This is a genomic window from Acinetobacter guillouiae CIP 63.46 (genome assembly GCF_000368145.1).
GTDB lineage: Bacteria > Pseudomonadota > Gammaproteobacteria > Pseudomonadales > Moraxellaceae > Acinetobacter > Acinetobacter guillouiae.
The window spans coordinates 510,762-523,240 of record NZ_KB849282.1; the positions used below are offsets into that span (position 1 = coordinate 510,762).

At 38.4% G+C, this 12,479-nt stretch carries 9 protein-coding genes and 1 rRNA gene; 3 read left to right on the forward strand and 7 right to left on the reverse strand.

The annotated features are described in order from the left end of the window. A partial coding sequence (locus F981_RS23855) for an ESPR-type extended signal peptide-containing protein (protein ID WP_004718891.1) occupies positions 1-3,452 on the reverse strand: 3,452 nt, incomplete at its 3' end. Between the two features lie 740 nt (positions 3,453-4,192). On the opposite strand from F981_RS23855, the gene fmt reads away from it, so the two are divergent. After that, positions 4,193-5,152: a methionyl-tRNA formyltransferase gene (fmt, locus tag F981_RS04685; RefSeq protein ID WP_004718893.1), complete on the forward strand. Its 960-nt coding sequence runs from the start codon at positions 4,193-4,195 to the stop codon at positions 5,150-5,152. Beyond that, the gene (gene rsmB, locus F981_RS04690; protein WP_004718895.1) at positions 5,149-6,456 is read left to right on the forward strand and encodes a 16S rRNA (cytosine(967)-C(5))-methyltransferase RsmB; all 1,308 of its coding nucleotides are present in this window, start codon (positions 5,149-5,151) and stop codon (positions 6,454-6,456) included. Before fmt ends, rsmB begins: the two co-directional genes overlap by 4 nt. A gap of 51 nt (positions 6,457-6,507) precedes the next feature. Here rsmB and F981_RS23205 read toward each other — a convergent pair whose 3' ends face one another. The 4 genes from F981_RS23205 to F981_RS04705 form a co-directional block, all read right to left on the reverse strand. Continuing rightward, positions 6,508-6,651 carry a methionine/alanine import family NSS transporter small subunit gene (locus tag F981_RS23205; RefSeq protein WP_004718897.1) on the reverse strand — a complete coding sequence of 48 codons (144 nt, stop codon included), beginning with the start codon at positions 6,649-6,651 and terminating at the stop codon, positions 6,508-6,510. A gap of 10 nt (positions 6,652-6,661) precedes the next feature. Further along, positions 6,662-8,140, reverse strand: coding sequence for a sodium-dependent transporter (locus F981_RS04695; RefSeq protein WP_004718898.1), 1,479 nt, complete (start codon positions 8,138-8,140; stop codon positions 6,662-6,664). A gap of 309 nt (positions 8,141-8,449) precedes the next feature. Next, the gene (locus F981_RS04700; RefSeq protein WP_004718900.1) at positions 8,450-9,037 is read right to left on the reverse strand and encodes a DUF1287 domain-containing protein; all 588 of its coding nucleotides are present in this window, start codon (positions 9,035-9,037) and stop codon (positions 8,450-8,452) included. Positions 9,038-9,098: 61 nt separating this feature from the next. Then, a complete protein-coding gene (locus tag F981_RS04705; RefSeq protein ID WP_004718902.1) occupies positions 9,099-10,547 on the reverse strand; it encodes an aldehyde dehydrogenase family protein in 1,449 nt (482 codons plus the stop codon). Positions 10,548-10,684: 137 nt separating this feature from the next. Between F981_RS04705 and F981_RS04710 the strand changes: the two genes are divergently transcribed. After that, complete coding sequence (locus F981_RS04710; protein ID WP_004718904.1) at positions 10,685-11,431, forward strand: TIGR04219 family outer membrane beta-barrel protein; 747 nt, start codon at positions 10,685-10,687, stop codon at positions 11,429-11,431. A gap of 266 nt (positions 11,432-11,697) precedes the next feature. Here the strand turns inward: F981_RS04710 and F981_RS04715 are convergent, their stop codons facing one another. Both F981_RS04715 and rrf read right to left on the reverse strand, forming a co-directional pair. Continuing rightward, positions 11,698-12,030, reverse strand: a complete 333-nt coding sequence (locus F981_RS04715; protein WP_004718906.1) for a hypothetical protein — start codon at positions 12,028-12,030, stop codon at positions 11,698-11,700. A gap of 256 nt (positions 12,031-12,286) precedes the next feature. Next, a 5S ribosomal RNA gene (rrf, locus tag F981_RS04720) occupies positions 12,287-12,401 on the reverse strand. Positions 12,402-12,479: the final 78 nt, after the last annotated feature.

A 12,479-nucleotide genomic window follows, 5' to 3' on the forward strand; every position in this document is an offset into this window, starting at 1 on the left:
TTGGCATTAACGGTATAAACATCTTGACCATTTGCACCTGTAGTTTTTGCGACCCCTGCGATATTGCTTCCACCTGCAACTTCAGTTTTTGATGCCGCAGCTTTAGAGTCAACATAGGTTTTATTGGTCGCATCTGTACCTGCTGTTGGTGCATTGTTGACTGTTACTTTATTTGCTGTAATCCCTGCATTGTTAATAACAGTTGCACCTGTAGTGACACTACCAGCTGTGCCTAAATCCAATGCATTCGATAACGCAACTTCGACTTTACCTGCATTTACTTTAGTCGAGATATTGCTGTTTGAACCGACTATATCAACTGCTTCACCTAACTTCTTGTTAACAGTCGTGCCGTCCTGTGCTTTTAAACCAAAGCCCAAGTTCGTCAATGTTGAACCAGCATCATCTACATATTTTTTATTGGCTGCATCTGTATTGTTTGTTGGTGCAGCAACATTGGTAATGGTCTTATTACCAGCATTAATACCTGCACTCGTAACGCTTGGACCACCTGTAATCGTCAATCCACTGTTATCTAACTTAGAGTTACCTGTAGTGACACTACCAGCTGTGCCTAAGTCTAAGTTTGGATTTAACTTAACCTGTACGCCATCAGTAGTTGCAACTGTACTAATATTCGTGTCACCAGTGATGGAAACCGTATCACCTAATTTCTTCGTAGTACTCGTCGCTGCGGTATCGCCTTTAAAGGTTAAACCAGTATTATCAACAGCCGCTTTCGCTGCAACACCTTTAGCAATGTCTGTTTTAGTCGCTGCTGCAAGATCTACTTTATAGTCAGTAACATTGTTTGCATCTTTAGTTCCCGCAGTGACTGTGACAGCTGATGAGCCTGCTGATGCTGTTGTACCATTGGCATTAACGGTATAAACATCTTGACCATTTGCACCTGTAGTTTTTACGACACCTGCGATATTGCTTCCACCTGCAACTTCAGTTTTTGATGCCGCAGATTTAGAGTCAACATAGGTTTTATTGGTCGCATCTGTACCTGCTGTCGGTGCAGCAACATTGGTAATCGCTAACCCGCCGGCATTAATACCTGTTGTTTTATTGATAACAACGCCACCAACTGCAACCTGATCTGCTGTAACACCTGCATTGTTAATAGTGGTATTACCCGTTTTAACGCTACCAGCTGCGCCTAAATCTAAGTTTGGATTTAACTTAACTTGTACACCATTCGCTGTCGCGACTGTACTAATGTTCGTGTCACCAGTAATGGAAACCGTATCACCTAATTTCTTAGCAGTGCTTGTCGCTGCGGTATCACCCTTAAAGGTTAAGCCCGTATTATCAACGGCTGCTTTCGCTGCAACACCTTTAGCAATGTCTGTTTTGGTCGCTGTTGAAAGGTCTACATCATATGCTGTATTGTTATTTGCATCTTTTGTACCTTTAGTAACAGTTAATGCACCTGCGGTTGATGTCACGCTTGATGAATCAGCGTCTACAGTATAAATATCATTTTTATTTGTGGCATCTACAGTTTTACTAACAGTCGTATTTTTACCTTGTTGTACTACTGTTTTCGCTGCTGCTGCTGCTGAAGTCACATCTCCAATATTGGCTGCATTGGTTAATGTAGTACCACCACTGGCAAGACCTGTGATCTGTTTACTATTAAGATTTGCCCCACCATTTAAATTACTTATACCTGTAACAGTCTGAGTTCCACCTATCGTACTATTTCCTGTAACAGCACTTGCGCCATTTACCTGCAAACCTGTAGAAGTCACTGTTCCTGCAAAGTTAGGAGCATCTGCTATTTGTATTGCAATTGCACCGCTCTGATCTGTTACCGTTTTAACATTCGCACCGCTATAAGTACCAGCTGTTGTTGCTGTTCCACTAATTGCAATACTATCTCCAAGCTTACGATTAATATCTGTCGTATCGCCCGATTTTCTAGCATTTCCAGTGAATGTTATGGCTTTATTTGCTTGTGTGCTTACAGTATCAAGTTGACCTTTATTGACGGCTTGATCAGCTGTTGTGGCATTAGCAACATTATTAATCGTAGTGTTAGCTGCATTGATGCCACTACTCGTAACACTTGGACCGCCTGTAATTGTTAAGCCAGTATTATCTAACTTACTATTTCCAGTCGTAACAGTTGTAAATGTTGGTGTTGCACTTGTAGCAACTGAATATGATATTGAACCATCGGCAGCTGTTGTAGGCGTAACAACAATATTTGAACCACCTGTAACACTTCGTTGAGTCGCTTTAATTGCTTCATCAATTGTTGTTTTACCCGTTCCACCAATATTAGTTGGGGCTGTATATGCATTGGTGGCTGCATTATATACAGCGCCACTACCTGCACCTAAAGCACCAGCCAAACGACCATTTGTATCATCATAAGCTTTGTCTAATTGAGCAACTGTTACAGCATCTGATGCTGCTGAACCATCTGCTACGTTTTGAATTCGACGGTTACCAGCTGCTGTACCATTACCAACTGACACGGCTCCAACAGTTGGAGCCGCTTGCGATGTTAAAAATCCTGTCCCAGTAATAGCTGATGTTATTGAGTTTGAACCTAACGCCACACTGTTATCGATAGAAGCAACGGCATTAGAGCCTATTGCCGTACCCGCAACAGTTGAACCTGTTACTTTAGCATTTACACCTATTGCTGTACCTTTTGTTGTTCCAGCAGCAGTAACAGATTGAGCACCAACAGCAACACCGCTATCATTGATATCAAATGTAAATGAATCAGCCGAAGCACCTGTTCCCAATGCAAAGCTTTGTCCCCAGCTTTGTGCGCCTTTACCAATTGCAATAGAATTGATATCAGTTGTGCCACCAGTAGCTGTAGCTCCATCACCTATTGCAATACTACCACTAGCTGATGTTTGAGCATTTCGTCCAATAGCAATTGCACCAATACCAGAAGTTCCCGAATCAGTACCTATCGCTATTGATGAAGTATTAGACGCTACAGCTCCCGAACCCAGAGCAACGCTTGACTCACCTGTTGCTTTAGTATCAACACCTGCAGCAAGTGCCCATTGTGCAGCTTCAGTATTATGTCCTAAAGCAGTACCGCCTTTTCCTGTAACCTTCGCATAGCTCCCATATGCTGTTGCACCGAGTACTCCACCACCCGAAGCATTACAACCTGCAACAGTAGAGTACGTACCAGAACCATCTGTTATCGCCCCAGTTGTTCCATTGGTTTGAGCTTTATAAACTGTTGTATTTCCACCAGATACGCAATCTGCGTCATTTTTATTTCCTTGTGCTTGCATATCTATAGTGTTAGCCATAGCCTCTGGACTAAACGCTACCATCAAGCTAACTGTTGCTGCCCCGACAATGCCTGTTACTTTAGATGACTTGGTTTTCCCTTTTGCCAATTCAGAAACTGCAACCCATGCCGACAAAGTCGCATTCCAAATCACTTTGTAGATCTTATTCATATTACTTTTCCTTTAGGAGATGCATTACAGCCGCTGATTTCGCCTCAATAATGCATATAAAATGTACAATTTTTTTTATTTAACAATTTACATACATTTAAAGCAATAGAAAAATTGAGATATATTTCACTTATTTTATTTTTTTAAACACATGGTCTAAACTTTTAAATAAAAAGCAAAATAACCATACATTTTTTAATTTTTATATCTATAAATCAGCAGTTTAAATACTTTCTAAAAAGCATTAAGATTTATTAAATACATATTGTTCTTAAATTGAGCATGTGACAAAATTTGTCACATTTATCAAAATAATGTGAGACTTAGTTTACATTTGACATATTGTTAAATTTCTATTAACTGCCTATTCTTGTTCAGTTAACAATTTTTTATTGCGTAATGGGTCACAATAATTCTAGTTTCAATCTCTAAATCATCCGTTTATTTAGATTAAGTTAAAAATAAGACCTATTTCCATCAATTTAAAGTGATAAATTTTACCTAAAAAAGTGATATTTATTTTAAAAACAGATGCTGGTTAATTTAAATTTACGCGAATTTTAAGGTTGCTGTAAAAGACATTTGCTGACTGTTTTCAAAGCAGATAGGTGATCAGAACAAAATATACAATTGATCGTATTTTATTTTTTACATAGAAAAACCCGTATTTTCATTTGAAAACGCCACCGCATAATCAGGTTTGCTATAATTCAATTTAAAATTTAATCTGAGCATAACCTTTGAAGATCATTTTTGCAGGTACACCCGAATTTGCAGCTTCTGCTTTAGCAGCACTCATTGAAACTGATCACGAAATCGTCGCTGTGTATACTCAACCCGACCGCAAATCAGGTCGTGGACAAAAAATGACAGCTTCAGCCGTGAAACAACTTGCGCTCGCAAACAACTTACCCGTCTATCAACCACTTCATTTCAAAGCATCGACAGACGAAGGCTTAGCGGCTCAACAAGAATTAGCAGCTTTGGGTGCAGATGTAATGGTGGTTGCGGCTTATGGTTTAATTTTGCCTCAAGCCGTATTAGATACACCGCGCTATGGTTGTTTAAATATTCATGGTTCTTTGCTACCACGTTGGCGTGGTGCCGCTCCAATTCAGCGTGCCATTGCAACAGGTGACACTGAAACCGGAGTAACAATCATGAAAATGGCGGCTGGACTAGATACAGGTGATATGATCTTTAAAACAGTTTGCCCAATCACAGCGCAAGAAACCTCAGCGACTTTATATGACAAACTTGCGATCCAAGGCGCTGAAGCAATTTGCGTGGTATTAGAATCAGAACAAAAACTACAACAATATTTAGATGCATGTGAAGTTCAAGATGAACAATTTACGGTATATGCACATAAACTCACAAAAGCTGAAGCACAAATTGATTGGACTAAATCAGCAGTTGAGCTTGATCGCAATATTCGGGCATTCAATCCTTGGCCAGTCGCATTTACACCGATAGATGAAACCAATAATTTACGTGTATGGAATTCTCAAATTTCAGACCTTACAGCCAATGGTGAAGTACCCGGAACCATTATCGAGATGAACAAACAAGGTGTACATGTGCTGTGTGGAGATGGTGTGATTTGTCTGACTAGCCTACAATGGCCAGGTGGCAAAGCCATTAACCCTGTACAAATTATACAAAGCCATAAACTTTCACTAGGAAATATATTCGCATGAGCCAAATTCAATCATCTGCAAAAAATTTGAATTTGCGTGCACAAGTGGTTAAAACACTTTTAGCTGTTCAAAATGGACAGTCTTTGGCTTCCGTTTTAAACCAACATATCAATATTGTTTCTGAACGTGATCGTGGTTTATACCATGAGCTTACTTTGGGCTGTTTACGTCAGTGGTATTCTTTAAAAGCAATTACCTTACCCTTGCTCACAAAACCGTTAGACAATGAAGCACTAGAAAGTTGCTTATATTTGGGTTTATACCAGATTTTATGCACCCGTATTCCTGCACATGCGGCGATTTCAGAAACTGTCAATGCAGCGAAGCAATTAGGTTTTGAACCGATGAGTGGTTTGGTCAATGCCATCCTTCGTCGTGTTTCACGTGAAACAACTGAGTTTCAAACGGCTTTGAATAATACCCATGGTTTACCAAGTTGGCTGTTCAAACGACTTAAAAAAGATTGGGCTGATCGACTCCCTGAAATCTGTCAAAACTTAAAACAAGTCGCTCCACTAACACTTCGTGTCAATGAACGTCAAATTAGTCGTGATGAATATCTTGATATTTTAGATGAAGAACAGATCGATGCTCGTCCTTGTACACTTTCAGATGTTGGTATTGTTCTGGAACAAACGGGCAATATTACTCATTTACCAGGCTTTGAAGAAGGCGGGTTCTCTGTTCAAGATGAACATGCTCAATTGTGTGCAACACTGTTACCCAACTTAGATGACAAAGTCATTATCGATGCTTGTGCAGCACCGGGTGGTAAAGCAGCTCATATTTTAGAGCGCTTCAATCCTAAAAAATTAATTGCGCTTGATCATGATGCTAAACGATTATTGCGTGTTTCAGAAAACTTGGAACGCCTTGAATTAAATGTTGATGCAACAGTTGAAATCATCACAGCAGATGCTACAACATGGGTGCCTAAAGAGTTGGTCGATTGCATCGTATTGGATGCACCATGTTCTGCTATTGGTGTTATGCGTCGTCATCCTGATATCCGCTTATTGCGTCAATCTACAGATATTCAGCAAGTGGTCGATCTGCAAACGCAAATTTTAAAGCATATGTGGCAGCAGCTTAAAGTTGGTGGAACATTACTTTATATTACCTGCTCAATTCTGAAAGTTGAAAATGAACAGCAGATGGTCGAGTTTTTTGCTGAGCATGCAGATGCTGAAGAAATCAAGATTGACGCAAACTGGGGAATAGAACAAATTCACGGTCGCCAACTGTTGCCTGAAGCGCATCATGGTGATGGTTTCTATTATTGCCGAATTCAAAAAACAGCTTAAAAAATGCATTAAAAAAGCAGGCTAATTCGCCTGCTTTTTTTTGACTCAAGTTTAAAGCGTATGGTGATCTTTGACCTCTTCCAGAACTTCATCCAGTTCTTCAGGATTTTTCATCAAATGTAGGATCGATAAAATCAACCCACCCCATAAAAAAACCATTGAAATAATCATCATCACGATTGCAGAAGTATTCATTTTGACGCTCCTATCGATCTTTCATTTTGCTAAGGACTAACGCAATAACAGCACAGAAAATCACACTGCCCCAACCAAAGAACATCAACATACTTGAACTATAGGTATCGTATCCATTTTTAATCAAGCTAAAAACTGTCATAGTTAAAGTGACCAGCAAAATTAAAGATGTGATTACAGTTAAAGTGAAATCCCAACCTTTACCAAGTTGCACGGTTGAAATACGATTCACATGATCTCGTAACTCCATCAATGCCGAACGTTTAAACCATGCTATCGAAATAATTGACAATAATGCACCACCAATAATCCCAATGTTATTGATAAAGTGATCGACGATATCCACCAGTTTAATCGAGTTCACGCTAGAGAATAAGAAAATTGAAACCAGTGCACTACCACCGCCAATGATGCTTACAGCTTTTTTACGTCCCCATTTTAACTTATCTTGCATCGCTGCAATCGGCACTTCAAGGATACTCACCATTGAAGAAATACCCGCAACAAATAAAGAAGAGAAGAACAGTAAACCGAATAAATCCGCACCAGTCCCTAAACTAGAAATGATTTTAGGGAAAGCAATAAATGCCAAGCCGATACCACCACTGACCACTTGATCTACAGGCTTGCCTGCTGAAAATGCCATAAAGCCCAGTGCCGCAAAGATACCAATACCCGCAAGGATTTCAGTAGACGCATTGGCAAAACCAACAATGAGGCCAGAGCCTGTTAAATTGGTTTTTGGTTTAAGATACGAGGCATAAGTCACCATGATCCCAAAGCCAACAGAGAGTGAAAAGAACGTATGACCAAATGCTGCAAGCCATACTTTATAATCCCACATTGCTGCCCAGTTCGGTGTAAAGAAAGCATTTAAACCTTGGACCGCTCCTGGTAAACGCAAAGCTTGAATAACAAGAATAGTAAACAGAATAAACAGTAGAGGCATGAAAATTTTATTGGATAATTCAACCCCTTTTTTCACACCACCAAATAAGATGATCAGTGTTAATGCCCAAATTCCCACAATTGGCCAAAATAAATGACCAACAAACTGAAAATCAAAACTTGTTGATTTTGAAGTTTGTAAATAGGTATTGAAGAAGAAGTTTTCAGGATCACTTCCCCACAATTGACCTACAGAAAAATAAACATAACTGCCAGCCCATGTCAGTACGCTGGCATAATACAAACCAATAATGATACAGACACAGACTTGCCACCAACCTAAAGTTTCACCCCCTTTAAATAAAGCACGATAGGCTTTAGGAGGTGAAGAATTACTTTTATGCCCTGTCGCATAGTCTAAAAATAACAGTGGCAAACCTGCAGTGATAAGTGCAATTAAATATGGAATTAAAAAAGCGCCACCACCATTTTCATAAGCAATGTAAGGGAAGCGCCAAATATTACCTAAACCGACAGCCGATCCAACAGCTGCGATAATAAAACCTGATCGTGATGTCCAGTTTTCACGAGATTCTGTCATAAAACACCTAATTCTGTAGATGTCCTCAAATGCTGCTTTTTTTCATTGTGATCTGCGAGCAAAAGAAGTACCAATTTTAAATTTTGTTGTTTGAATAAAACAGCACCTTTTGGGTCCTTTGTTATTATTCCAAACCAGTAACTTTGCAAACTTCTCGGTTAAAGTGCATCAACAAAATTACTGTTTAATGTTGTAACAATACTCGTTTTGCAGCGCTTTTTCTGTAATTTGTGTCCATTTTCCCATGTTTTTTTTACTTTTCATCACACATGGTTAATTTTTAGCTATTTTGCTTGGAATTGCCTATTTCTAATTGACCGTCTTGAGTAGTCGATAATGCCCAATGATTTTATATTCATGCAAAATATCATTTTCACGTGTTCCAGAACCAATGTTATGAATAACCAAAGGTGTTTTTGACAACATTGTGGTTTTATTTGAAATGATACCAATGTGGGTTAAACCTTTACCTAAATCCCATGCCACGATATCACCTGCTTGATACTTTTGATCATTCACTTGATAACCTTGACGCTGAAAATAGGTCATGATATTTGGAACCCGTCGATGATCAATATTTCGATCGGTTGCTTTTAAACCCCATTTTTGTGGATATTTTTTAAAATTGGCTTTCATATCTTCATGAATACGTTGTTGCAGATCTATACCTTGATGGCGTAAGGCGCGAATAACCACGTCTGTGCATACGCCTTTGATCAATGGAACATCACCCATTGGATAGGACAATTGAGTATAAGCAGGATCATAATAAAGAGTTTTCCAGATCTGAGAACGTGCATCATTTACCAATTTTTCAGATTGAAATGCCCAAATTTGCACACTCTGTAAGCAAAGCAAAACCATTAAAAATAATGAATTGAAAAATTTTATTATCATTTTTTAACTCTATATATAAAATTCAAAGAAATAAGGAGCCGTAGCCCCTTTGAATATTAACTTATTGTTTGATCACAAGTAAGCGCTCTTCCTGCATATCACCAATTGCAGACTGAATTCCCTCACGACCTAAACCCGAATCTTTCACACCACCATATGGCATATTATCAACTCTGAAGGTGGGTATATCATTGATAATTACCCCGCCCACATGTAGATGATCCCATGCATAAAGCATCTTATTGAGATTTTGAGTATATACACCAGCTTGTAAACCAAAGCGACCTTGGTTAATCAGTTCGATACCTTTCTCAAATGTTTTATATTTTTCTAAAATTGCCACAGGGCCAAATGCTTCATTTTGATAAATTTCAAGAGATTCATCGACATTTTCAAGCAAAGTTGGCTCGAATAAAACGCCTTTTAAAGTGCCACCAATTAAGATTTTCGCACCCTTTTTCTCCGCTTTATCTACCCATTTTTTTAAACGAATCGCTTCTGCCTCCTTGATCATTGGGCCCACTATCGTGGTTTCTACATGTGGATCTGCAGCAGATACTTTTTTCAATTTTGCTAAGATTTTTTTTCTAAATTCTATATAAATATTAGCATGGACTAAAATTCGTTGCACACTAATACACACCTGCCCCGCATGCCCATATGCACCACCAATCACTCGATCAATCAATGCATCACTTATTTCTGTATCAGGTTCAATTAAAACAGCTGCATTCCCCCCCAATTCGAGGGTTACTTTTTTACGACCAGCACGTGCTTTCATATCCCAACCCACTTGATCAGAACCGGTAAAGCTGAGCAACTTAAAGCGATCATCCGTCACTAACACATCAGCATGTTCTCGTGGACAAGGCAAAATTGAAAATGCGCCTTTTGGTAAATCTGTTTCAGCCAAAATTTCTGCGATTTTTAATGCGGAAATTGGCGTCAAACTTGCTGGTTTTAATACAAATGAACAACCCGCTGCAATTGCTGGTGCAATTTTATGCGCTGTTAAATTCAAAGGAAAATTAAACGGACTGATCAGAGACACTGCACCAATCGGTACATGTTGTACCATTCCTCGATATGCAGAAGCCGCAGCGGTTACAGCCAAGGGCATTAAATGACCATCATTAATTGTGGAGACTGCATCTGCCGCTAGTTGGAAAGTATTAATCAGCCTTTCAACCTCAGCTGCTGCAGCAAGTTTAGGCTTTCCACCTTCGATAATTAAAATTTGGGTTAATTCTTCACGAAGCTCTTTAAAGCGCTGAACACAATGTAACAGTATTTTCTGCTTCTGAAATGGCTTTAAAGCAGCCATTTCTTTCTCAGCTTTCACGGCTGCGCTGATGGCTTTTTCTAAAATTTTTGCATCCGCCAAAGCCACTTTTGCATAAATTTTCCCCGAAAATTTATCATGAACTTCAAGCCATTGCCCTGATTTAATCGCTTTATTGGCGACATAAAGTGGGAATTCAATCACTGCTTGATCAATAGAATCACTCATCCTACACCCTCGATTTAATCTTTTTAATAATGCAAAATTTGATAAACCCCTATATCATGCCTTCAGTTAGTACAGTATTGAAATGTATTTAAGTAACAAAAATATAGGATGAAAAATCATTTCATCAAGAAGGACATATGAAATCTATTCAATTACCCTTATTTATCGCAACCCTAGGTCTAAGTTCATTTGCTCAAGCTGATTTTATTGGTTTAAAAGGTGATATTAGTTATTGGAGTATTGGTGGAGATTCTCAAATCAACCACAAAACATCCAGTCTATCCAACAAAACGGGGACCGATAATTTATTATTAGATCCTTATACTGGACTAAACGCAAAACATGATTTAGATACCAAAGGCACGATTCAAGCCTCTGTTGCTTTTGAGCACCCTATTCCAATCATTCCCAATGTAAAATTAAAATATACCAAGTTAGATACTGAAACTGAGTCTAATAATGAATTTGCTAAAACTAAAATTGATTTAGACCATACAGATCTTATTCTTTACTATGAAATCTTAGACAACATTGTAAAAGCTGATGTCGGTGTAGGGGCAACTAAACTCAACGGTACTGTAAAGCAATTTTCACAAAATGTTGATGTTGATGAATATGCGCCGATCCTTTATGCAGAGGCTGGCGCAAAACTACCATTTACAGGTTTAAGTGCAAAAGCTGAGGCGACATATACCAATGTCAATGATGTAAAAATCACGGATGCTCAGGCTGAAATTCAATATGATTTTGTTAAATCTATTGTTTTAGATCTTGGTGCCAAAGTGGGTTACCGTGTTTTAAATATCGAACTCAGTGATTTAGATAACCGTGATATGAAGTTTAATTTTAAAGGGCCTTATATTGGTTTAAATGCCCATTTTTAATAGAAAATAGCCGTTTGTGGCCATGTAAGCTTTTTCTTACATGGTCTGCCGAATTATGCGTATAGGCAGAACAGCTAAATTTTAATATGATAAACACATCAGGAAACAGGAAGTTTCCATTAAAAACAAGAATAAGATAGGACGATAACGCAGGATAGCGAAAGGTACGACAGGAGTTATACCTCAGAACCAATACAAAAAACCTCAGGCATGGATGTCTGAGGTTTTTTTATTTTGAATAGACTAAAACAATTAAAGTAAAAGACTTACCACTTCATAAAAGCCATTCCTTCAATAGTATCAATTTGAATCAGTTCAGTTTGTTTTTGAACCAGTTTAACCGCTTCATGCAAACTTATTGTTTTTGTATAAGAGCCTTTTTGATCAGGAACAGGAATATCTGCATCTAATGAATAATCATCATTGACGATAAACTGTAAAGTACGATCATTTTTATCAACGATCCCTAAAAAGTTTTCTGGCCTGATTAAGACAGATTGCATTATTTCTATGATTTCATCGATAGATGCATACTGATTTTGAGTGGGTAAAATCTCTTCACCATCATAATCTGTAAAGAAAAATTGGAAAATCAACATATTATTAACTGTTTTTATCGTAATACTTTAATTTTTAGCATAAAGAAACGGCTGGTTCAATAGCTCGACTTTTTCTATATCCCTTACTTCAATGATGATCATGATGAGGAATACAGAAAATAAGTTCAGTTTCATCAATACATAAGCTTAATCATTGATCAATTAACTTAATATAACTAGATCTATTTCCTTTCGCTAATCAACCCATAAAAAAACACCCCGCTCTCGCTAGAGATCGGGGTGTTTTAGATTTAAAAGCTGGCGATGACTTACTCTCACATGGGTAACCCCACACTACCATCAGCGCTAAGAGGTTTCACTTCTGAGTTCGGGAAGGGATCAGGTGGTTCACTCTTGCTATTGTCGCCAGCAAACTGTTATGGACTTGTTCGGGTCTTATTTAAATGCCTTACTTCGTACCAAATGAGTTTAACAGAACATTTGAGTTG